This is a genomic window from Achromobacter aloeverae, from assembly GCF_004121055.1.
GTDB classification, from domain to species: Bacteria; Pseudomonadota; Gammaproteobacteria; order Burkholderiales; family Burkholderiaceae_B; genus Bordetella_C; species Bordetella_C aloeverae.
The window spans coordinates 168,823-192,161 of sequence record NZ_PYAL01000007.1 but is presented as its reverse complement, the minus strand read 5'-3'; the positions used below and the strand labels follow the sequence as shown (position 1 = coordinate 192,161).

18 protein-coding genes are annotated in these 23,339 nt (G+C 67.5%); 13 read left to right on the top strand and 5 right to left on the bottom strand.

From position 1 onward, the window contains the following. Positions 1-171 precede the first annotated feature (171 nt). A complete protein-coding gene (locus C7R54_RS22285) occupies positions 172-1,056 on the top strand; it encodes a DUF2894 domain-containing protein (protein WP_129152665.1) in 885 nt (294 codons plus the stop codon). 9 nt (positions 1,057-1,065) lie between these two features. Here the strand turns inward: C7R54_RS22285 and C7R54_RS22280 are convergent, their stop codons facing one another. Next, on the bottom strand, positions 1,066-2,205 hold the full coding sequence (locus C7R54_RS22280) for a hypothetical protein (protein ID WP_158021262.1): 1,140 nt from the start codon (positions 2,203-2,205) through the stop codon (positions 1,066-1,068). A gap of 178 nt (positions 2,206-2,383) precedes the next feature. On the opposite strand from C7R54_RS22280, the gene C7R54_RS22275 reads away from it, so the two are divergent. The 6 genes from C7R54_RS22275 to C7R54_RS22250 all read left to right on the top strand — a co-directional run bounded on the left by C7R54_RS22275 (position 2,384) and on the right by C7R54_RS22250 (position 8,880). Beyond that, positions 2,384-3,301, top strand: coding sequence for a VirK family protein (locus C7R54_RS22275; RefSeq protein WP_158021261.1), 918 nt, complete (start codon positions 2,384-2,386; stop codon positions 3,299-3,301). Between the two features lie 311 nt (positions 3,302-3,612). Further along, positions 3,613-4,290: a PepSY-associated TM helix domain-containing protein gene (locus C7R54_RS22270; protein ID WP_129152659.1), complete on the top strand. Its 678-nt coding sequence runs from the start codon at positions 3,613-3,615 to the stop codon at positions 4,288-4,290. 29 nt (positions 4,291-4,319) lie between these two features. Further along, positions 4,320-4,835: a DUF2271 domain-containing protein gene (locus C7R54_RS22265; RefSeq protein WP_129152657.1), complete on the top strand. Its 516-nt coding sequence runs from the start codon at positions 4,320-4,322 to the stop codon at positions 4,833-4,835. Between the two features lie 38 nt (positions 4,836-4,873). Then, positions 4,874-5,686 carry a DUF4198 domain-containing protein gene (locus tag C7R54_RS22260; protein ID WP_129152655.1) on the top strand — a complete coding sequence of 271 codons (813 nt, stop codon included), beginning with the start codon at positions 4,874-4,876 and terminating at the stop codon, positions 5,684-5,686. Positions 5,687-5,790: 104 nt separating this feature from the next. Beyond that, on the top strand, positions 5,791-6,795 hold the full coding sequence (locus tag C7R54_RS22255) for an FAD:protein FMN transferase (protein ID WP_129153145.1): 1,005 nt from the start codon (positions 5,791-5,793) through the stop codon (positions 6,793-6,795). An 81-nt stretch (positions 6,796-6,876) separates the two neighbouring features. Then, the gene (locus C7R54_RS22250) at positions 6,877-8,880 is read left to right on the top strand and encodes a DUF4139 domain-containing protein (RefSeq protein WP_129152653.1); all 2,004 of its coding nucleotides are present in this window, start codon (positions 6,877-6,879) and stop codon (positions 8,878-8,880) included. 89 nt (positions 8,881-8,969) lie between these two features. Here the strand turns inward: C7R54_RS22250 and C7R54_RS28910 are convergent, their stop codons facing one another. The 4 genes from C7R54_RS28910 to C7R54_RS22235 all read right to left on the bottom strand — a co-directional run bounded on the left by C7R54_RS28910 (position 8,970) and on the right by C7R54_RS22235 (position 13,365). Further along, complete coding sequence (locus tag C7R54_RS28910) at positions 8,970-9,116, bottom strand: hypothetical protein (protein ID WP_158021260.1); 147 nt, start codon at positions 9,114-9,116, stop codon at positions 8,970-8,972. A 200-nt stretch (positions 9,117-9,316) separates the two neighbouring features. Then, positions 9,317-10,180, bottom strand: a complete 864-nt coding sequence (locus C7R54_RS22245) for a hypothetical protein (protein ID WP_129152651.1) — start codon at positions 10,178-10,180, stop codon at positions 9,317-9,319. Further along, on the bottom strand, positions 10,173-11,624 hold the full coding sequence (locus C7R54_RS22240) for a DUF2515 family protein (protein ID WP_129152649.1): 1,452 nt from the start codon (positions 11,622-11,624) through the stop codon (positions 10,173-10,175). Before C7R54_RS22240 ends, C7R54_RS22245 begins: the two co-directional genes overlap by 8 nt. A 319-nt stretch (positions 11,625-11,943) precedes the next feature. Continuing rightward, positions 11,944-13,365 (bottom strand): tetratricopeptide repeat protein, encoded by a 1,422-nt coding sequence (locus C7R54_RS22235; protein ID WP_129152647.1) that lies wholly within the window; start codon positions 13,363-13,365, stop codon positions 11,944-11,946. Positions 13,366-13,681: 316 nt separating this feature from the next. On the opposite strand from C7R54_RS22235, the gene C7R54_RS22230 reads away from it, so the two are divergent. The 6 genes from C7R54_RS22230 (at position 13,682) to C7R54_RS22205 (ending at position 23,304) form a co-directional block, all read left to right on the top strand. Continuing rightward, positions 13,682-15,778, top strand: coding sequence for a TonB-dependent siderophore receptor (locus C7R54_RS22230; RefSeq protein WP_129153144.1), 2,097 nt, complete (start codon positions 13,682-13,684; stop codon positions 15,776-15,778). 129 nt (positions 15,779-15,907) lie between these two features. Then, the gene (locus tag C7R54_RS22225) at positions 15,908-18,181 is read left to right on the top strand and encodes an ATP-binding protein (protein ID WP_129152645.1); all 2,274 of its coding nucleotides are present in this window, start codon (positions 15,908-15,910) and stop codon (positions 18,179-18,181) included. After that, on the top strand, positions 18,174-18,641 hold the full coding sequence (locus tag C7R54_RS22220; protein ID WP_204524377.1) for a response regulator: 468 nt from the start codon (positions 18,174-18,176) through the stop codon (positions 18,639-18,641). Before C7R54_RS22225 ends, C7R54_RS22220 begins: the two co-directional genes overlap by 8 nt. Further along, on the top strand, positions 18,638-20,623 hold the full coding sequence (locus tag C7R54_RS22215; RefSeq protein ID WP_129152640.1) for a hybrid sensor histidine kinase/response regulator: 1,986 nt from the start codon (positions 18,638-18,640) through the stop codon (positions 20,621-20,623). Before C7R54_RS22220 ends, C7R54_RS22215 begins: the two co-directional genes overlap by 4 nt. A 387-nt stretch (positions 20,624-21,010) precedes the next feature. Further along, positions 21,011-22,345 (top strand): MFS transporter, encoded by a 1,335-nt coding sequence (gene tcuC / locus C7R54_RS22210; protein ID WP_129152638.1) that lies wholly within the window; start codon positions 21,011-21,013, stop codon positions 22,343-22,345. A gap of 134 nt (positions 22,346-22,479) precedes the next feature. Beyond that, positions 22,480-23,304: a substrate-binding domain-containing protein gene (locus tag C7R54_RS22205; RefSeq protein ID WP_129152636.1), complete on the top strand. Its 825-nt coding sequence runs from the start codon at positions 22,480-22,482 to the stop codon at positions 23,302-23,304. Positions 23,305-23,339: the final 35 nt, after the last annotated feature.

The window sequence follows — 23,339 nt, the reverse complement described above, 5'->3', positions numbered from 1 at the left end:
GGCCGCCGGCACCGGCAAGGCGCCAGTGTCCGCATCGGCATCCGCTCCAGCGTCCGCATCCGCACCGGCCAAGACCGCTGCCAAGACCGACGACGGCGCCAACAAGGCCGGCCAGTCCGCGGGCAAGCAGGCGCCGCGGGCCGTATCGGCTGGCAAGGCCGGCACGCCGTGATGACCGGCGCCGGCATGAAGCCCGAGCCCATGAGCGCTGACCCGGCCAGCGGGCAGTCCTCGGTCCAGGCATTGCTGACTGCCTGGCGCGAGCAGGGCTGGGCGCGGCTGGATACGGTCTCCTTCGTCTTCATGGAAGGGCTAGCCCGCCGCGCCGCGGCGCAGGAAGGCGAAGCGCGGCAGCGCCTGGACGCGCGCCTGGCGGCGCTGGTGGAAGCTTACGCGGCACGCATCGAAAAGGCCGGCGGAGCCGCGACAGCGGCCGCCGGAGACGCGCCGGCCTCCGCGAGCGCTCCCGCCGTCACAAATGCCGAGGGCGTCACAAACATCGCAGCCGCCGAAAACGCCGCGATCGCCAAAAACGCGACCGCCGCCGGAAACAACGCAATCGTTGGAAACCGCGCGATCGTCGGAAACACGGCGCATGGCAAGGACGCCGCCGTCGCCCCGACGGCCCTGGCCCTGTTGCGCGATGAACTGGTCGCCCACGCCGCCGGCAACAAAACCGCGTTGTCCTGGACCACGCACTATCCCGAGCTGCCGCTGCTCGACGAATTCCAGCAGCTCTGGTCGCGCGTGAGCGCGTCGATGCGCGTGCAGGAGTCGCAATTCCAGGTGCCTGACAACGCCGGCCCCCTGAACTCCAGCCACCTCGTGCATCGGTCCCTTACCTTGATGCGTGAACTGGCGCCCGGCTATCTGCAGCACTTCCTGGCCTACGTGGACGTCCTGTCCTGGCTCGAACCCATGGTGGTGCCCGCGATACCACCGCGCGAGGCCGCAAAGCCCGCGACGAAGGCGGGCGGCAAGGCCACCTCCGGCGCCCGCAAGACCCCCGCGAAACCCGCTCGCAAGACCACGCGGACCAAGCCCGCCGAAGGCTGACCGCCGCCGTCAGCCGTCCGCGATGGGGCATTGCACCGCGGGCGGCCGGGCCGGCGCGTCCCCGAAGGTCACTTCGGGATAGCGATAGACCCCCACCGCCGCGCTGGCGGCGACCGCCAGCACCTTGCCATCCGGCGCCTGCACCACGGACTGCGTGCCATCGACATCCGCATGCCCATCCCACCGCGCGGACGCGCCGTCCGACGGGGAAAAAACCCAGGCATCCGGGTGCGGCCCGCGCCAGTTGCGCGGCGCGGAGCGAACCTGCGTGCCGGCGGGGTAGTGCATTTCGCCCAGGTCCAGGCTGCAAGGCAGGCTGCCCGACGGCAGTTCGTAGTAGCGCCGCTCGCCGTCGAGCCGGACCAGCGGGTCCAGGACCGCCAGCCCGGCCACCCGCAACACCGTGCCTGCCGGTGGCTGGATGTCCCAGCGGTCCGCGTCCGTGTAGCCGTCGACGTACCGGGTGCCGGTCGTCGCGCGCAGCTCGGCGCCTGCCGGCAGCGCGATCGCCGGGAAGCCATCGCGGCCCGGCGGCATGCTCGCCACGTTGCCCGTCGCCAATACGCAGTGCGCCAATGCCGTGGGCGTGCCGTCCCGCGCGGTGTCGAACGTCACCGCGCGGGACGCATCGCAGCGCCAGCCGTCCACCTGCTGCGTGCCGGCGCCGGTCGCCGCCAGCGCGGTGGGATAGGTCGTCGCGACCTCATGGGACGTATCGTCGTACTCGTCCGTGAGTTCCCGCGTTACTCGCGTGGCTTGCATCCCGCCGACGGCGACGGGTCGTGGAAAATCGGCGGCGGTGAAGGTCTCGGGCGCTCCGGCGCGTGCCAGCACCAGGCGCGTCCCCGCCGGCATCTCGATGGCGCCTATGCGCGCGGCCTGCGCCAGTGTCATCCGCCGCGCCGCCTGCTGGCGGGCGAATTCGCGGTCGATTTGCCAGCTGTAATAAAGAAACGACAGCGCGGGCGCGCTCAACAAGGTCACCACCGCGAACGCCGCGCCGTGCTTGATGGGCGCCGCGCGAAACGCGCGCCGGCTTCCCCTGGCGACCGCCAGCAGCCCCAGCCAGCAGGCGAGCCCGGCCAGGGCGCAAAAGGAGGCCGCCATCAGGAGGAGGAAGGACGCGGAAGGCAGGGCGACGGGAATCATGCGCGCCATCATAGCGGCCAGCGAGGCCGCCGGCGGAAGTAGGGCGCCGTCGACCCTCCTCCGGCCATCGCCAGCGCGGGCGCCGGCGTCCGGTTTCCGGCAGCGGGTGCGCGGCGATGTGCTGGAACCATCGCTGGGGAAACGGACACCGACCCGGTTTGCCAGAGGAGACGCTTTCATGGAACAGCAAATAACCGTCCATCCGCATCCGCATCCGTATCCGCATATGCATGCGCAGGGGCGTCCGCACGGGGATCGCGGACCTGCCGCGGGGAAGCGGGGCGCCCGGCGGGCCGCCGCGGGGCTAGCCGCCATGGCCACGGCGCTGGCCGCCGTGCCCGCCACGCCGGCGCGGGCTGTCATGATCACCCCCGAGAGCGGGATGCAGATGCTGACCGCCGCGCTGGTCGCCGTGGATGCGCCGGCCGTCGCCGCCGCCGGCGCCACGCCTGCCGCGCCTGCCTGGCCAGAGCCGGGCGCCGCTGCCGCTTCCGCGAACCTCAAGGCCCCGGAAGCCAGGCCCGCTGACGCCAGATCCACCGACGGCAGGTCCGCTGATGCCAGATCCACTGATGCCAGATCCACCGACGTCAGACCCACCGACATCAGACCCACCGACGGCAGGTCCACTGATGCCAGATCCACTGACGCCAAACCCGCTGACGCCAAACCCACCGACGCCAGACCCACGGACCCCAAGGGGGGACACGGCCTCAATAGCTACCAGGCGGTGTTGGGCGCCCTGATGAAAGGCCAGCCCGTGACCGTCACGGTCGACCTGGCCACCTGCCGTGGCGAGGCCGACGGCCGCGCGGGACCATCCGTGCGTGGCGGCATGCGCATCGGCAGCTTCCTGGTGACGCGGGACCAGACCATCGCCTTCTCGGACACGCACGAAACCTTGCACGAGACCACCACCGGCTCGGGCGAATACGAGGCCGTGACCGAATACCTTCGCTATCGCCTGACGCCCGATGGCATCGTCAAGCTCCATATGGCGAAGCGCGGCAGCGCCTCGGACAAGCCGATCAAGATCAAGACCACCTACCGCTGCCAGCTTGGGCATGGCGTGAACTTCCTGCGGGCCTCGCGCTAGTCGCCAGGGCACGCGCCCATGGCCTGACCGGTTTACCCGCGGTGATGCCACCGACGCCCGCTCATCGGGCTGCTCACCCGTCGTGTCCATGGCCGGGAATGCCATTTTTATCAAATGGTTGGATAGGGTTGGAGTGTCGAAGTGGGCCGGAAGGCCCCTCGGCATCACTCCAATGACCCGTCCGCCTTCGGCCGCCCAGAATCCCAGCTTCGAAACGGACTGAAACAGACTCGGGCCGCGCGCTCGCCTGATTTTATTAGTGAGATTGATTCTCATCATCTAGAATGCCGGCTGTTTTGGCTGACACTCAGATGAATAAATCTCCCTCGCGCCGCGCGTATTGGCTCAAGACCCTGCACCAGTGGCACTGGGTCAGCGCCGCCCTGTGCCTGGCGGGCATGATGCTGTTCGCGCTGACCGGCCTGACGCTGAACAACGCGGCCCTGATCGAAGCCAAGCCGCGCGTGACCACGCTACATGCGGAACTGCCCGCGGACGTGCGCGAATCGCTCGTGCGCATGCAGGCTGCCGGCGCCGCCGCGGCAGCGCGGGACGCCGGAACGTCGCGCCGTGGCCGAAATGGCCAGGGCAGGGCCGGCCTGCCCCCCGCCGCGCTGGCATGGCTGTCCGACCGCATGGGCATCGATGCGGCCGGCCGGCTGGCCGAGTGGTCGCCGGATGAAATCTACGTCTCCTTGCCGCGCGCCGGCGGCGATGCCTGGGTGTCGCTGGACCTGGCAAGCGGCGCGGTCGAGTACGAGTCCACGGACCGGGGCTGGATCGCCTATTTCAACGACCTGCACAAGGGCCGCCGCACCGGCGTGGCCTGGAGCTGGTTCATCGACGCCTGCGCCGTGGCCTGCCTGGTGTTCACGCTGACGGGGCTGCTGCTGTTGAAGCTGCATGCCGGCCGGCGCCTGGGCACCTGGCCCACCGTAGGGGTGGGCCTGCTCGTCCCCGTCCTGCTGGCCCTCTTCTTCATCCACTGACCCATCCTGACCTTTCCTGGAGCGACCGCATGCGCAAACTGCTACTCACCGCCATCCTGGCCGGCGCGATCACGCGCGTGGCCCATGGCGCCGAACTCAACGTCAGCGTGGAAATTCCGCGGCTGGACGTGGCGGAGTATCACCGGCCCTATGTCGCCATCTGGATCGAGAACGCCGACCAGAGCGTGGCGGCCGACATCGCGGTCTGGTACGACGTCGCCAAGCGCAATAACGAAGGCACCGAATGGCTCAAGGACCTGCGCCAGTGGTGGCGCCGCAGCGGGCGCAACCAGCAGTTCCCGGTGGACGGCGTCAGCGGCGCCACCCGCCCGGCCGGCGTCCAGGCCTTGCGCCTGGACGGCAAGTCGCCCGCGCTGGCGGCGCTCAAGCCCGGCCATTACGGCCTGGTGGTGGAGGCCGCGCGCGAAGTCGGCGGCCGTGAACTGGTGCGCGTGCCTTTCGAGTGGCCGCCCGCCCAGCCGGCCCAGTCCACCCAGCGCGGCGAACACGAGCTGGGCGCCATCGTCGTCAGCGCCGCGCCTTGAACCGCATTCCGAAATCCGATCGCCTGGAGGAATCCCCGATGAAGCACGCAAACCGTATCGCCGCCATCCTGGCCTTGACCCTGCCCGGCCTGTCCCTGCCGGGCGCCGCGCACGCCCACGATATGTGGCTGCTGCCCTCGTCGACCGTGCTGTCGGGCGAGCAGAACTGGGTGACGGTCGATGCCGCGGTAGGCAACGACAAGTTCTATTTCAACCACGCGCCGATGCGCCTGGACAACCTGGCCATCGTCGCGCCGGACGGCAGCGCCGCCGAGGCGGAGAACCAGGCCCGCGGCAAGTTGCGCAGCACCTTCGACCTGCAGCTCAAGCAACAGGGCACGTATCGCGTGGCCGTGGTGAACGACGGCGTGTTCGCCCACTGGAAGGAGGATGGCAAGGTCAAGCGCCTGTTCGGCAAGGCGGATGGCCTGGACAAGATTCCCGCCAACGCGCAGGAGCTGGGCATCAACCAGGTCATGGGCCGCGTCGAAACCTTCGTCACCGCCGGCAAGCCCGGCAAGGTCCAGCCCGTCGGCAAGGGCATGGAGCTGGTGCCGGTGACCCATCCCAACGACCTTTACGCGGGGGAATCCGCCACCTTCGTGATGCGGATAGACGGCAAGCCCGCCGCCGGGCTGGACGTGAACGTGGTGCCGGGCGGCAGCCGCTATCGCGACAAGCTCGACGAGATCAAGCTGAAGACGGGCCAGGATGGCGCGTTCCAGGTGAAGTGGCCGCATCCGGGCATGTATTGGGTCGAGGCGTCCCTGGAGGATGACAAGACCACGGTGCCGCGTGCCACCAAGCGCCGGCTGTCGTACTCGGGCACCCTCGAGGTGCTGGCCCAGTAATGGCCTGATGTCCCGATGTCCGAATGTCCGAATGTCCTAACGTCCTAACGTCCGTGGCCTCTCTGTCCGTCTCGTATCGTCCCCGGGCCCTGCCCGCCGCCATCATGGCGCCGGCCACGGTGCGCTATGCGCGCGTGGGCGGCCTGCCGTGCGCCCTGGCGGGCGCCACCATGGGCACCACCTGGTCAGCCCGGCTCGTGCTGCCGGTCGGCGTGGCGGAGTCCGTGGCGCGGCGCGCCATCCAGTCCGCGCTGGACGACGTCGTGGCGCAGATGAGCCATTGGGAAGAGGGCACCGCCATCACGCGCTACAACCGCGCGGAAGTGGGCTGGCAGGCCTTGCCGGCTCGGATGCTGGACGTGCTGGACTGCGGGCTGGCGGTCGCGCGGTTGACCGGCGGCGCCTACGATCCCACGATAGGCGCGCTGGTGAGCGCATGGGGATTCGGCCCGCGCCAGCGCGCCTACGAGCCCCCCGGCGCCGCCGCCATCGACGCGGCGCGGGCGCGCTGCGGCTGGGCGCGCGTGCGCCGCGACGGCAGCCACGCATGGCAGGACGGCGGCGTGCTGCTGGACTTTTCCTCCATCGCCAAGGGCTACGGCGTGGATTGCGGCGCGCGCGCCTTGCTGGCGCTGGGCGTGGGCGATTTCCTGCTCGAAGTTGGCGGCGAGCTGCGCGCGCAGGGGCTGCGTCCCGATGGCCTGCCGTGGCGCGTCGCCATCGAGTGGCCCGATGGCGGCGGCCATGCCGACCATGTGGTGCTGGATCGCCAGGCCATTGCCACGTCGGGCGACTACCGGCGCTATTTCCAGCATGACGGCAAGCGCCACTCCCATACGCTGGACCCGCGCAGCGGTCGACCCATCGACAACGGCACCGCATCGGTCACGGTATTGCACGACAGCTGCATGCACGCCGATGCATGGGCGACCGCCTTGACCGTGCTGGGCGCGGAGGCCGGCCTGCGCATGGCCAATGCGCAGGGGCTGGCGGCGCTGTTCGTGGTCCGCGGCGAGCATGGGCTGGAGCCACGCGCCAGCCGTGCCTTCATCGCCAGCCGCGCGGCCCAGTACGCAGGTCCGCATGAATCCGCGCCGGCCACGCCGTAAAGTTTTGTAGCCAGCAGGCGTCTGCTCGCGCGCGGGGATTTCCGCTACAGTCATTCTCCTTTTCGCCCCTAGGACTTGCCCATGCCCTCCGCAGCGCTGTCTCCCCTGGCTGTCGCCCTGTTCCTGGCCCCCGCCGCGCCGCTGCTGGCGCAGACGACGGCGGCTCCCATCGACCGCATTACCCTGTCCTCGGGGGGCGTGGCGCAGGTGCATCGCCAGGTGCGGGTGGATGGCGATGGCGTGGTGCGCATCAACGTGCCGGCCGCGCAGATCGACGATGTCCTGAAAAGCCTGCTGGTGCGCGATCCCGCCGGCGCCCTGGAATCGGTCACGCTGGACGGCCCCGCGCCGGTGGACGAGGCCTTCGCGCAACTGCCTTTCGATGCAGGCCTGCTGGGCGCGCTGCCAGACCTGCTGCGGCAAATGCCGGGGACGCGCGTGCGGGCCACTTCGGGCGGACGCACCATCGAGGGCGCCGTGCTCGGCACGCAGACGGTGGACGGCAAGCAGGGCGACACGACCTTGCCGCAAAGCACGCTGTCGGTCTTGACGGCGGAACGCCGCATCGACACCCTGCGCCTGGGCGCGGACACGTCGGTCGAGGTGCTGGATGACGGCATGCGCGACCGCTTCGCCGCCGCGGTGGCCGCCCTGGGCCGCGCGGGCGCCGAGCGCTATCGCAATGTCGCCATCGCGGTGAAGGGCAGCGGCGCGCGCCAGCTGGGGCTGGAATACGTCAGCGCCGCCCCCGTATGGAAACCGGCCTTCCGGCTGATCCTGGACAAGTCGGGCAAGGCCCGCCTGCAGGGCTGGGCGGTGCTTGAAAACGCCACGGGCGAAGACTGGAACAACGTCGACCTGACGCTGACCTCGGGCGCGCCCGTGACCCTGACGCAAAAACTGCATGACCGCTATTGGCGCGAGCGACCCGACCTGCCCCTGGTGGCGGGCGCGGCGGACCGGCCGCGCACCGACGACGAAGCCGTGGTGCAGGAGTATGCGCCGGCAGCCAAGGCGGCCATGGCGGAGCGGCGCATGATGGCGCCCCGGCCGATCGCTCCTCCGGCGCCAGCGCCGATGATGGATGCGGCCATTGCGCCGGCCCCGGTCGCGGGCGCCGTCGCCGGGCCCGTGGCCCAGGAAAACCTGGTGAGCGTCAGCTTTCACCTGCCGCATCCGGTGAGCCTGCCGCGTGGGCAGACGCTGTCCCTGCCTTTCGTCGACGCCGACGTGCCGGCCGAGCGCCTGGCGGTCTACCAGCCTGAACTGGGCAGCCGCTATCCCGTTTCGGCGGTCATGTTGAAGAACGCCGCGGGCGTTTCACTGCCCACGGGCATACTCACCGTCTATGACGCCGACACGGGTTTCGTGGGCGATGCGCAGTTGCCCGCGCTGCCCGTGAACGAACAGCGGCTGGCCAGTTTCGCCGCCGACCGCAAGGTGGAGGTCTCGACCGAGACGAAGCCCGAACAGCGCACGGTCAAGGTGTCCGTGAGCCAGGGCATGCTGCGCGCGGAGACCGTGTCGCGCCGCGTGACCACCTACACCATCAAGGGCGCGCCCGATGCGCCGCGCACGCTCGTCATCGAGCATCCGCGCCTGTCGGGCTGGACCACCAAATCGGAGCAGCTGGATTCCGCCACGCCGACGCACCAGCGGCTGCGCGTGCAGGTAGCGGCGGGCGCCACCACCAAGGTGGATGTGGTCGACGAGCGTCCGGGCGCGTCCACCTATGCGCTGGCCGACGCCGACGCGCAGGCCCTGCTGGCATGGTCCAACGCGCCGGCCGACCCGACGCTGGCGGCCAAGCTCAAGCAGCTGGCCCAGGCCCGGGCCAAGGTCGCGGAAGCGGAGCAGTCGCTGGCCGACCTGGAACAGAAGCTGTCCGCGCGCAACGACGACCAGGGACGCCTGCGCGAGAACCTGGGCGCGGTGCCGCAGGACAGCGAACTGGGCCGCCGTTATCTGCAGATGATGGCCGATTCGGAAAACGCCATCGGCACGTTGGCCAGCCAGCGCGACAAGCTGGGCGACACCTTGCGGGCCTTGCGCAAATCCTATGCGGAGGACCTCGCCAAGCTGTGAGGCGCGTCGCTCGGTGGCATCGCCGGTGGGCGTCATCCAGTGGCGTCATCGCGGGGCGCCGCTCCGCGCTGCGTCGCCCCCTCGCACCCCTACTTGCTGTTGGGACCGGTATGGCCGCCCAACTGTGACAGGCCCGCCGGCGGCGTGGAACCGCCCGAAGCGGACTTGTCGTCGGATTTGTTGCAGGCGGTCAGGGCCAGCGCCGCCAGCAATGCCACCATCAGATTCCTGATCATGTTGGTTCTCCTCGATGACGCCGCGCTCGCGCGGAACCCTCATCATCGAGCAAAACGCATGCCCTGGCCTGACGTCTTGCTGTCAGGTCGGGGACGCAAGCTGTCATGCTGCGTCGCGCCATGGGCGTCACGCCCGGCGCGCCCGCTGTCATCGCCGCGCCGCGGTATCTGGCTTACATCCCAAGACGGATGATCCCGCGTCACGACGACTTCGGCAGCACCTTGTCGCCGCGCTTGATGGCGTTCTCCTCCAGGCGCCTGTTGCGGGCTTCCTGCTCTTCCCGGATCTTCTTGTCGCGCGCGGCAATGTCCACGCCATATCCCGCCTGCTGCCTGTTCTCGTACTCGACGTTGCGCTGCAGGATTTCCTGCTGGATCTTTTCGATATCGAAGTCCAGGGCGACGCTGTAATGGGGCGTGCCATCGGCCTTCGCGCCAGTCGTGGAGACGTCCAGCGTGGCGAGGATGCCGTCGCCGGACCAATACCACTGCGCGCCGAGATACATCAGCGCCTGCCAGTCTTCCGGCGACATCTCGTAGTAGGGGTCGGGACTGGATGCGTGGCCGTCGACCTTGCCATTTTCGTCGAGCAGGGAGGAGCGGCCGGTGAGCCTGGCGCCGTCGCCGGGAAAGGCGCGTTTCCATTTTCCCTGCTTGAACTGCTCCAGCGTCCGCATGACAAACGCCTGGGCTTCGGCGTGGCTCTTGAAGTCCGCGCGGTGCTGCAGCGTGGCGGATTCCACGAACACATCGGGCGACCGCTTCTTGTCGGCGCGCAAGGTGAAGGCGAACAACTGCTGCCAGCGGATCTCGTAGCCCGGACGGGTATAGACGGCCGTCACTTGCGGCGGCACGTCGTTGACGCTGTAGGAGACCAGCCCATCGACATTGCTGCTCTGGAAAGCCGGCACGCCGGAATGCTTGGCGGTCTCGACGATGTTCCTGCCCAGGTCGAAACGGATTTCAGACATTTGTGCGCCCTTGGCCTTGAAATGAGTGAGGGTGGAAAGTGCCGCCAGGCCGGCGCCCAGCGCTCCCTTGCGTAGAAAGACCCGCCTATTCATCCTTGTTCTCGTCGCCCCAGCCCCAGATCGTCCTCAATTCTCGATCCATGTAGCTGCGTCTGGTCTGCATCAATCTATGGAAGTCCCTGGCGATCTGCTCGACGTATTTCATCCGGTCATCGGGATTCGGCAGGCTTTGCTGCCTGTTCCTGATGCCATCCCAGGCGCCGCTCCAGAAGCCGGAGGGCGGGTCGAATACGGTTTGCAGCTCAGGGTCGTCGGTGGTGGGCGCGGCGCTGTAGATGACGCGGTATTTGGTGGTCATCAAGCCCTGGCTCATGCGCGCGAACCGATGGTTCATGTCCATCGTTTCCTTGAGCTTCTTGTCGTCGTAGATCAGCGGCTGCAGGATATTGAGCTGCTCCTGCACGGCGATGATCTTCAGTTCATTCAGCTGGATCGCCGCTTTCGCGGCGGGCCGGCTTTCCCTGGCCTCGGAGATCAGGTACTCGTAGGTTTTCTGTATCTCGCCGGTCACCGGGAACTGGGCGACCTTCTCCAGCCGCTCCAGCGCGGCGCCATCCTGGGCGATGCGCGTCAGTTCCCTGCGCGCCTCGTCCATGACGTAGAACGCCTCGCGGATCTTGCTCCAGTACTTGGAAACGGGCAGCAGGTAGTTGTCGTCGTAGCTGGCGATGTTGGCCTTGATGTGATTGTGCGCCTGGGAGGCGGCGGCCGCGTGCGCGCCATAGCCGCCGTCCATGCCGGCCCACACGGGCGGCGTGTTGAAATACCGCGAGGCGCGCTCGTAGACGGCGTCCTTGGCCTGGCGCGCCTGCTGTCGGCCCAGCCAGGGCCGGCCGAACGGCAACTGCTCGACGGCCGCCCGCGACTGCTGCTGGTATTCGGTGGACTTGCGCTTGGTGACGTGGTCCCGCAGCCGCGCTTCGTTCAGGCTGCCGTCCTTGTTCATGCCGAAGCGCATGAAGAAATACAGCCACGGATAGATATCCATGTAGAGCCACAGGTTGCCCTTGGCGAGCGCCGCGTAGACGCGCATCGCATGCGCATAGGGTGACGCGCCCGACAATCCCTCGGAGACCAGGCTGGGGACCAGCGACGTGCGCGCGGCCGTGTCCCAGCCGCCTTCCAGCACGCCTTCGCGGTCGAAGCGGTAAGCCTCGGCAATGTCCTTGACCACGAAGGCGGCCAGCGCGGGCCAATAGAACTGCACCTTGCCGAGCGATTTCCTGGCGCTCTTGAAATACAAGCCGGCATATCGGGCCGCGATGCGGCGCGCGCGGTCCTCGGCGTCCGGCAGCAGGCGGTAGCACTGGTCCTGCGCATGCTGCTCGCTGACGCCGATCAACGCCTCTTCCTGGGCGTACGACCAGACCAGCGCCGGCGGGATGTCGTGCTCGTGCCGGGCGTCGATGGCGGGCTGCGTCATGCAGGTGCCCAATACTTCGATTTCGCGTCCGTCTTGCGCGGTGTCCTTGGCCATGAATGGGGTGTCCGTCATCCGGGAGGGGGCGCCGCGGCCGCCAGGGCGCGAGCGTGGCGCGGCAGAACGGCGGCCGTGCCGCGGCCCGCCGAGGTGCCGGGGGATCTTATCCGAGCCGCGGATAGGGGGACAATCTCTCCAGCCCGGCGTCGTCCGGCAATTCGTTACGGGATTTGTCTCTTGCCCGGGCGCCGCGCCCCGGCGACGGCGAAGAGCAGGAGATCTTGTAACGAATTGCTGAGTAGATCCGGCCCGGTGGCCGCGTTCGTTCCTCCCGGCGGCTTATGCGGGGCGCCGTCGTGGCGGCCAATGCCGCGGCCTATGCGGAGGCGGCCCGCGCGTGCAGGTTCGTCGCCACCGCTTCCACCACGCCGCTCCAGTCGCAGGGCTGCCCCTGGCGATACAGGCGCAGGCTCGGATACCAGGGGCTGTCGGCGCGGCCCAGCATCCAGCGCCAGTCGGGCGCATAGGGCAGTAGCACCGATGCCGGCACGCCCATGGCGCCGGCCAGGTGAGCGACCGACGTGTCGACGCAGACGACGTGGTCCAGACCCGCCATGACGGCCGCGGTCTCGGCATAGTCGGTCAGCAATCCGCCGACATCCAGCAGCGGCGCGCGGCCGCGATACTGCCGCACCTGCTCGCGCGCGGCGCCCACCTGCAGGCTGACCAGCGTCGTGTCCGGCAGGGCGGCCAGCGGCGCCAGCTGTGCCAGCGTCAGCGAACGGCGGGCATCGTTGTCGTGCTCGGGACGACCGGCCCAGGCCACGCCGATGCGGCGCCGCGGCGCGTTCGGCGCCGCCTGGTCCAGCCGTTCGCGCCAGGCCGCGGCGTGCGCCGCCTCGGCCCGGATATAGGGAATGCGCAGGGGGATAGGCCCCGGTCCCGCGTTGAAGATGCGCGGCAGGCTGCTTAGCGGGATATGGCAGTCGGCGTGTCCCGCATCCTGCCAGTGCGAGAAATAGCGCGGCCTGGAAGATTGTTGCCGCACCAGCGGCAGCACCGGCGGGCTGGCGGCCACCACCAGATGGGGGCAATGCGCCACCAGGTGCTCGATATAGCGGCAGAACTGGATGACGTCGCCATAGCCCTGGTCGCAGACCAGCAGCAGCGTGCGGTCGGGCAAGGGGCTGCCGTCCCACGCCGGCAAGGCATGGTCCGGCGGCAGCAGCGGCTTGACGTGCCGCATGGCATAGCGCCACTCGTACTCCCGCCAGCCTTCCTTGAATTGCCCCGTCAGCAGCAGGGCCTCCGCCAATTCGAAATGCGCCTGGGCAAAGGCCGGATCCAGCGCGACGGCCTGGCGCAGATGGGCGATGGCGTCATCCATGCGCAGTGTCTCGTGGCAGGCCATGCCCAGATGGTAGTGGCCGGTGGCCAGCGCCGGGTCCAGGCCGACCGCATGGCGGCCATGGTCGACCGCCTCGTCCATGCGCCCGGCCCGGCGCAGCAGCTCGCACAGATTGCTGCGCGCGATGGCATTGCGCGGGTGCAGGGCGACGGTGCGTTCGGCATAGGGCAGGGACTCAGCGGCCAGGCCGCAATGCGAGAACGTAGCGACCACGGCGTTGCAGGTGCCGGCATCGGTGGGGGCAGTGGCGGCGTAGGCATGCAGCAGGGGGCCGGCGGCGGCGGGCGTGCCCGCGGCGATATGGGCCTGGATGGCGCGCCAGATGTCGGCGGCCGTGGCCATGGCGGGGACGGGCGCCAGCGTCGGCGTTGCGGCGGATGGTGTCGTCATGAGGGCAACGTCGTCATGGAGGCAGAGCGGGGCGATGGTAGCACCCCGCTCCTCGCTCGCCGTGGGCCGGACACCACACCGCCGGCCTGCACAATTCTTTCGTTTTGTTTAACAGATACAAATCGGTATCATTCTTATTTGATATTGAGTCTCAATATTAATTCATAAATAATGAAACTCCGGGAGGTCTACCGTGGCACGCCACGTCCGTTCACGCACGCAGCACGGGGCCAGATGGCCCTTTTCCTCTACCCGTCCATCTTCCACCCGTCCATTAGTGGCGGCCATCCTGGGACTGGCTTCCGTGTCCGTGGCCATGCAGCAGGCCCAGGCCCAGGACGCGGTCCAGGAGACCGATCAACGGCAGTCCCCCGCATCCGCCGGCGCCTCGACGACCCTGCCCACGGTCACCGTCACCGGCGTAGTGGAGGACCCAAGCGTGCTGCACGTCGACGCACCCGTGAACAATGGCGCGCTGGGCCAGCGCAGCGTGCTGGAAACGCCGTTCTCCAGCACGGTGGTGACCGCGCAGGACATCAGCGACCGCCAGGTCAATAAACTGGGCGACGTCTTCGCGCTGGATGCGTCGGTGACCGACAACAGCTCCTCCTACGGCGCCTGGGCCAGCTACCTGACCGTGCGCGGCCTGCCGCTCGACTGGCAGAACTCCTACCGTATCGACGGCAACCCCTTCATCAGCTACGTGACCCTGCTGCCCTACGAGCATTTCGAGCAGGTCGACCTGCTCAAGGGCGCCACGGCCTTCATGTATGGCTTCGGCTCCCCCGGCGGCCTGATCAACTACGTCACCAAGAAGCCGACCGACGAGCCCTTGCGCAGCATGGACATCGGCTACGTATCCAAGGGCCTGCTGCGCGAACACGTCGACCTGGGCGGGCGCGTGGGCGAGAGCGGCGCCATCGGCTACCGCCTGAACGCCACGCATGAAAACGGCAATACGTACAACGACGGCCGCCTGAACCGCAACTCCTTGTCGCTGGCGCTGGACGCGCGGCTGTCCGATCGCCTGACCTGGGATTTCCAGACGCTCGTGCAGAACCGCGACGCGCATGACCAGGAACCGACCATCTATGCCGCGCAACTGACCGGCAACCGCCTGCCCAGCCCCCTGCGCAACAACGACCAGACCCTCAACGCCAAGGGGCAGTACGCCGAGAACGAGTTCCGCTATTACTCGACGGGCCTGAAATACGCCCTGAATTCGGATTGGACGTTCAGCACCAACTACAGCTACAGCTCCACCCGCACGCGCCGCAACGAGTCCGTGCTGTTCCTCCAGAACCAGGCGGGCGACTACGAGGATTATTTGTCCGACTACGGCGAAGCCTATGCCTACAACCAGTGGCAAGGCATGGTGCAGGGCCGCGTGCGCACGGGCGCGGTCAATCACCAGCTGGTGCTGGGCGCGTCATGGTCCAAGCAGAAGAACGACTACAGCGTCGATGGCGTCTATTTCCCCGCGGGTATCGGCAACCTGTACAGCCAGAACACCAACGCCTATTACAGCGATGGCGGCCTGGACCTCTATCGCGCGGCGGAGATCACGCAGAAGTCGCTGTTCGCCAGCGACACCATGGACCTCGGCGGCCCCTGGTCCCTGCTGGCGGGCGTGCGCTACACCGACTACAGCCAGCGCGGTTTCTCCACCACGGGCGCGGAAACATCCAGCTACAGCAAGGACGGCGTGCCGGCGCCGACCGTCGCGCTGATGTACAAGTTCTCGCCGCGTACCATGGCCTACGCCAGCTACATGGAGGCGCTGGAGCCCGGTTCCTCGGTCGGCATCACCTACGCCAACTACGGCGCGCTGCTCGACCCGCTCAAGAGCAAGCAGTACGAGGTGGGTATCAAGACCGGCCAGGAAGACTGGGCCGCCACGGCAGCCGTGTTCCGCATCGAAAAGAAATCCGAGTACACCAACGCCAGCAACGAACTGGTGCAGAACGGCGAGTCGCTGTATCAGGGGGTGGAGCTGGCGGGGTCCAGGCGCCTGGGGCGCGACTGGACGGTGGGCGGCAGCCTGATGTTCCTGGATACGGAATACCGCAAGGGATCGGACTACGTGGGCAATCGCGTGGCCGGCGCGCCGCGCTGGACCGCCGCGGCGCAGATCGCCTACGCCGTGCCCGGCGTGCCGGGACTGAAGCTGCGTGCCGACGCCAAGTACACGGGATCGGCGATGCTGGGCGCGTCCAACAATGTCAAGGTGGACGACTACACCATCTTCAACATCGGCGCCACCTACGACACCCGTATTCATGGCTACGACACCACCTTCCGCGCCGGCATCAACAACGTGGCCGACAAGCGCTATTGGTTGTACCAGTCGGCGGACTACGTCAAGGCGGGCGATCCGCGCACGTTCAGCCTGAGCGCCAGCATCAAGTTCTGACCGCGACACTTCCCGGCGGCCATCCGCGGCCGCCGGGAAGTGTCATCCTTCATGGGGCTTGCCGGGGCGGCAAGGTGGGCAAGGGAGCGTATATATAATCGGACGATATCCTCCGTTTCTCCCCTCTCAATGACGACAGACCCGCCCGCCTGCGATCAAGAACCCATACGCGTCCCCGGACATATCCAGCCACAGGGCTTCCTTCTTACGATCGATAGGAAGAGCACGGAGGTACTGCGTGCCAGCGCCAATGCCGGTTCATGCACCGGCGTCGACGCTGGGGACCTGCTTGGACGCCCGCTCGACGCCACGGGGCTGCTGCCGGCCGTGCTGCTGACGGATATCCTGGCGCACGAACCCCAGCCGCGGCTGTCCCGCACCCACGGCATCGCGGCGTTCACGACCGGTCATTATCTCGTCACCTCCCATGTGTCGGGCGACGAGCGCGTCATCGAGTGCGAATTCATCGACCCCGCCTTCAAGGGATCGCTGGACTTGCTCTACCCGGACATGCGGGCGGCCATCGAGAGTTTGCAGCAAGACCCCACCCCGGCCGCGCTCTTCCAGAATACGGCGCGCATCGTCCGGGAATTGACCGGCTTCGACCGGGCCCTGGTCTATGCCTTCGACGCGCAATACAACGGCGTCGTGGTGGGCGAGGACCGCAACGACCGCCTGCCTTCGTATTTCGACCTGCGTTTCCCCGCCAGCGACATTCCCGCGCAGGCGCGTGAACTTTACCGCTTGAATCGCCTGCGCCTGATCGCCGATGCCGCCTACGCGCCGGTGCCCATCCTCGATCGCGAGGGTCCCGGCTTGCCGCCGCTGGACCTGTCCTACGCGGTGCTGCGCAGCGTGTCGCCCGTCCATGTCGAGTACATGCGCAATATGGGCACGGCTTCGTCCTTCTCCGTATCCATCGTGGTGGAGGGGCGCTTGTGGGGGCTGATTTCGGCGCATCATGCGCAGCCTCGCTCCGTGCCGCACCATGTCCGGGCCGCCTGCGATTTCCTGGCCCAGATCATGGCCATGCAGATCGAGGCCCATACTCGAAGTTCGCATGCCGCGGAGCGCGTCGAACGGCAGGCCGTGCAGGCGCGGCTGCTGGCCTCCATGGCACGGGAAGAGCACTTCGTGCAGGGCCTGGTCCGGCATCCGGAGGATTTCCTTTCCCTGGTGGACGCGCACGGCGCCGCCGTGGTACTCAACGATGCCTGCCACACTGTCGGCGCCGCGCCGGACGAGGCCGGCGTGGCCGCGCTGGTGGCATGGCTGGCCGAGGCGCACGGCGACCGGGACATCTACAGCACCGACAGCCTGGCCGAGGCCTATCCCGGGATGGCGGAACTGGCGGGCGGGGAGGGTGCTGTCGCCGGCTTGCTGGCGGTGCAGATCTCGCAGGTCCATCGCAGCTATGTGCTCTGGTTCCGCCCGGAAGTGGTGCGCACCGTGCGCTGGGGCGGCGATCCGCGGCAAGCCAAGACGGTCAGCGCCGGCCGGCTTCATCCGCGCCTGTCCTTCGAAAGCTGGCAGGAAACCGTGCGCCACCGGTCGGCGCCCTGGACCGAACCGCAGCTGGACACGGCGGCGCTGCTGCGCAACGCCATCATCGGCATTGTCATGCGCAAGGCCGAGGAGCTGGCGGACCTTACTGATGAGCTGAGGCGTAGCAATCGGGAACTGGAGGCGTTTTCGTATTCGGTCTCCCACGATCTGCGCGCGCCTTTCCGCCACATCGTGGGCTACGCCGAATTGCTTAAGGATGAGCTGCAGCCAAAAGAGGACGCCGCGGCAGCCAGGGAAGGCGCAGCAGGCGCCGGCGGCCGCTCGCTCCGTTATATCGACACCATCATCGAAAGCGCCCACACCGCCGGGAAACTGGTCGATGGACTGCTGAGTTTTTCGCAAGCCGGGCGCGTGAGCCTGGCGCGCGAGGATGTGGACGTGGACCGCATGGTGGCGCTGTGCCGCCATTTGCTGCAACCCGAATTGCGTGGCCGCCGGGTGGAGTTCGATGTCGGCCATCTTGGGCATGTCCAGGCCGACCCCACCATGCTGCGGCAGGTCTTCCAGAATTTCCTAAGCAATGCGATCAAGTACACAAAGGGCCGCGAGGTGGCTAAGATCAGCGTGAGCGCGACCCGCACGCGCGCCGCCACCGTCTTCAAGGTCGAGGACAACGGCGTGGGTTTCGACATGGCTTATGTCGGCAAGCTGTTCGGTGTTTTCCAAAGGCTGCATCGCATGGAGGATTTCGAGGGCACGGGCATCGGCCTGGCCAATGTACGACGCATCGCCGAGCGCCATGGCGGCTCGGCCTGGGCTGAAGGCGCCGTCGACCAGGGCGCCAGTTTCTTTTTTTCGATCCCCAATCGGGAGACCGCCGAAAATGTCGGTGCTTAAGCAAATCCTCCTTGTGGAGGACAATCCCAAAGACCTCGAACTCACGCTGGTGGCGCTGGAGCGCAGCCGCCTCGCCAACGAGGTCGTCACCGCGCGCGATGGTATCGAGGCCCTGGACTGGCTGTTGCGGCGCGGCACGCACGCCGGCCGGCCGGCCGACGATCCCGCGGTGGTGCTGCTCGACCTCAAGCTGCCCAAGATGGATGGCCTGGAGGTGCTGGCGGCGATCAAGGGCAATCCGGCCGTCAAGCATGTGCCCGTGGTGATGCTGACCGCCTCGCGCGAGGAGTCCGACCTGGTGCGCAGCTACGATCTGGGCGTGAACGCCTTTGTCGTCAAGCCCGTGGACTTCCAGGAGTTCTTCGAGGCGATTCGCGGCCTTGGCATGTTCTGGGCTCTCCTGAACGAGCCCTCGCCCGGCCAGTTGCGGGTCGGTCCCATGAAGGTGACCGAAGCGTGAGTACCGATGCCGTCGCGATCGATATCCTGCTGCTCGAAGATAGTGATCTGGATGCGGAATTGCTGCACCGCCGCCTCGAACGCGCGAACCTGAACTGCCATATCGACAGGGTTTGGGAGGAAGCGGACTTTCGCGCCGCGCTGCGCCAGAAGTCCTATGGCGTCATCCTCGCGGACTACGTGCTGCCGGGTTTCGACGGCCTCGGCGCATTGGCCATCGCCCGCGAACTGAGCCCGGAGACGCCCTTCATCTTCGTATCGGGCACGCTGGGCGAGGAAGTCGCCATCGAATCGCTCAAGCACGGCGCGACCGACTACATCATCAAGCACCGGCAGGAACGGCTGCCTTCCGCCATCTTGCGGGCGCTCGCCGAGCGCGAGCAGCGCCAGGCCCGGGCCCGGGCCGAGCAGGGCCTGGTCGACATGAATGCCGAGCTGGAGGCGATGGTGCGCTCGCGCACCGCGGAGCGCGACCTGGTCTGGCGCCTGGCGCATGAACTGGTGGCGATCTGCGATGGCAATGGCTACATCCGTCACAGCAATCCCGCGTGGCACAAGATGCTGGGCTGGTCCCATGCCGACCTGCTGGATCGCCGCCTTGCGTCCATGGTGGCCCCGGGCAGCCAGGATCGGGCGGCAGCCGCGCGCGCCATGCTGGACAGCCAGGCCTACGTGGAGGATGTGGACCTGGAAATGCTCACGGCCGACGGCAGGCCGAACCGCAATGTCAGCTGGACCTTCGTCCGGACCGAGGACGGCCGCATCTGCGGCACCGGCCGCGATATCACGCAGCGCCTGGAACTGGAGGCGCAACTGCGGCAGGCGCAGAAGATCGAATCCATCGGCCAGCTGACCGGCGGCGTGGCGCATGACTTCAACAACGTGCTGATGATCGTGCAGGGCAATTTGCAGACCTTGCAGCGCACCTTGGGCGTGGCCGGCTCCGAACGGGAACGGCGCTGGCTGGACAATGCCCTCAAGGGCGTGGAACGCGGCGCCAGGCTGACCAAGGGATTGCTGGCCTACTCGCGCAAGCAGCCGCTCGCCCCCCAGTCCGTCGACGCCAACGAAACGACGACGCGCCTGGTCGGCCTGCTGACCCAGACGCTGGGCGCGCATATCGAGCTGCGGACCGAGCTGGCGGCCTCGGTGTGGCCGGCCTACGTCGACCCCAACCAGCTGGAAAACGCGCTGATCAATCTCGCCATCAATGCACGCGACGCGATGGCGCCGCAAGGCGGCGGACGGCTGACGATATCCACATCCAATCGCAGCCTGGACGAGGCCTACACCCGCCAGCATCCCGAAAAGACCCCTGGCGATTATGTCGAGCTGATCGTCCGCGACACCGGCCCGGGCATGCCGCCCGATGTGCTGGAGAAGGCCTTCGATCCCTTCTTCACCACCAAGAAGGAAGGCCATGGCACCGGCCTGGGCCTGAGCCAGGTGTATGGCTTCGTCAAGCAGAGTGGCGGCCACGTGAAGCTGGTGTCGCAAGCGGGGCAGGGCGTGGCCGTGCATCTGCTCCTGCCGCGGGACGCGCGGGGCGCCCACGCCCCCGGCGTGGCGTTGGCCGCCGCCAGCGGCATCGATTGCCGGTCGCCCGGCGGCGAGACGGTGCTGGTGGTGGAGGACGATGTCGATGTGCGCCGCATTTCCACCGAGGCGCTGCGCGAACTGGGTTACCGCGTGCTGGAAGCCGGCGATGGCCCGTCGGCCCTGCGCCTGGTCGAAGCGCACGCCGAGATCAACCTGGTGTTCTCCGATGTCGGCCTGCCCGGCGGCATGAACGGCCGCGAGATGGCCGAACAGGTGCACAGGATGCGACCGGAACTGCCGGTGATTTTCACGTCTGCCTATGCCTCCCAGGCCCTGGTCAGCGACGGCGCCCTGATGCCCGGCGTGGCCTTGCTCGAAAAGCCCTTCACCATTCCGCAACTGGCCGCGCGTGTACGCCGTACCCTGGACCGGGCAGGCGGCTGAAGCGTTCACCGGCTGCACGGGCGCTTGCCAGCGGCCGCCGGTGCGGCACGCGCCGCCGCCGTCATCCGTCCGCCGATCCTCGATGGCGGGCGGATTGTGGAGAAATCTAGGAGTTGAATTGTCAGGAAATGATGCGGCGCCGGCTGGGCCTCCAACGCTAAGTGTCGGGCCGGCCTGCGTTTTGTACGAGCCGGGGTATTGCGCGCGTACATACTTGGCAATACTGGACGAACCCCGAGGACAGGCTGACTCGCGCATTAATGCCCGAGTCAGGAAAAACCCTTACCGTCGACCTTCACTATCCGGCCTGCGCGCTGCGCCTGAGAAGAACATCAAGGCCATGCCGCGTTGTCTCGCCGCCGGAGAATGTCCTTAGGATCGACCATCATGCAGCCTTCTGCTTCAACGCAGCCCGCGCGCCACACGGCGCACGGTTCCCCTCTTGCACTCATGCGAACCGTATTGCGCGTGACGGCAGGCAATTTCCTGGAACAGTTCGACTTTTTCCTCTTCGGCTTCTACGCCACCCAGATTTCCGCCGTCTTCTTCCCTTCCTCCAGCGATTTCGCCGCGCTGATGAAGACCTTCGCCGTATTCGGCGCCGGTTTCCTGATGCGGCCGCTGGGCGCCGTCTTCCTGGGGACGTATATCGATAAAGTCGGGCGCCGCAAGGGGCTCATCGTGACGCTGCTGCTGATGGCCAGCGGCACCGTCCTGATCGCCTTCGTCCCCGGCTACCAGACCATAGGCATGCTGGCCCCGGCGCTGGTGCTGGTGGGCCGCCTGCTGCAAGGTTTTTCCGCCGGCGCGGAGCTGGGCGGCGTGTCGGTCTACCTGTCCGAGATGGCCACCCCGGGCCACAAGGGCTTTTTCGCCGCATGGCAATCGGGCAGCCAGCAGGTGTCCATCATCGTGGCCGCCGCGTTGGGCTATGGCCTGGACCAGTGGATGGACAAGGACACGATCTCGGCCTGGGGCTGGCGCGTCCCGTTCTTCGTCGGCTGCATGATCATCCCCGTCATCTTCGTGTTGCGCCGCAGCCTCCAGGAAACGGAGGCTTTCCAGAAGCAGCAGCACCGCCCGACCCTGGGCGAGTCCTGGACCGCGCTGCTGCGCAACTGGGGCTTGATGCTGGCCGGCGCGCTGATGGTGGCGCTGACCACCTGCACCTTCTACCTGATCACCGTCTATGCCCCGACCTTCGGCAAATCGGTGCTGCGCCTGAGCACGGAGGACAGCCTGACGGTGACTTTCTTCGTCGGCATCTCCAACTTCATCTGGCTGCCCATCGGCGGCGCGGTGTCGGACAAGATCGGTCGCAAGGCCTTGCTGATCGCAATCGCGGTGCTGGCCATCGCCACCGCCTATCCGGCCTTGTCCTACCTGGCCCAGGCGCCGACCTTCCACAAGATGCTGGGCGTGCTGCTGTGGCTGTCCTTCATCTTCGGCATGTATAACGGCGCCATGATCCCGGCGCTGACCGAGATCATGCCCGCGTCGGTGCGCGTGGCCGGTTTCTCGCTGGCCTACAGCCTGGCCACCGCCATCTTCGGCGGCTTCACGCCGGAGATCTCCACCTACCTGATACACGTCACCAATGATCGGGCGGCGCCGGGCTACTGGATGACCTTCGCGGCCGTCTGCGCCCTGTGCGCCACACTGGCGGTGTATCGCAAGGGCGGGAAGGTCCATAGTGCCCAGGCCGTCGCGGCCAGGCCCTGAGCCACGACCCCGCGACACCACGGCATACGTCGCTCCCGCGCCAGCCCCGGGAGCGTGTATAAATCCGTACTACTACAACAATCACGGTTTTTTACCGAGCACGGCTTACGCCGATAGAAAGAGGAGATCCCTACATGAAACTTTATCCGCGCCTGCTGTCGACCAAGGTCGCCGGCCTGCTGGGAGCCACCCTGGCAGCCGCCGTTTTCACGACGGCTGCCCAGGCCGCCGAAGTCAGCGTCGTGACATCGGGCGGCTTCACCGCCGCCTACAAGATCCTCGGTCCCAAATGGGCCAAGTCCAGCGGCAATACGCTGAAGACGCAGCTGGGGCCGTCCATGGGCAAGTCCGACGAGGCGATTCCGAATCGCCTGGCGCGCGGCGAGAAGCTCGACGTCGTCATCATGGTGGGCTATGCGCTGGACGACCTGATCAAGCAGGGCAAGGTGATTCCGGGCTCGCGCGTGGAACTGGCCGACTCGCGCATCGGCATGGTGGTCCGCAAGGGACAGCCCAAGCCGGACATCTCCACCATGGCGGCCTTCAAGAAGACGCTGCTGGCCGCGCAGTCCGTGGCGTATTCGGATAGCGCCAGCGGCGTGTACATCGAGAACGAGATGTACAAGAAGATGGGCATCGAGGACCAGCTCAAGCCCAAGTCGACGCGCGTGCAAAAGACGCCGGTGGCAGAGATGGTGGCCGAGGGCAAGTACCAGATCGGCTTCCAGCAGGTGGCCGAGCTGCTGCCGGTCAAGGGAGTGACCTTCGTTGGCCGCATTCCGGAGGAGGCGCAATCGGTCACGCGCTTCGCCGCGGGCATACCGGTGGACGCGCCGCATCCCAAGGAAGCCGCCGAGCTGTTGAAGTACCTGTCGTCCAACGGCGTGCAGCTGACCGTGCGCAAGACGGGCCTGGACTCGGTCAAGCGCACGAGCGGCAAGGCGGCCGGCACGCAGTAATGATCGGGACGTAATGCGCGGAGCGTAGCGGGCAG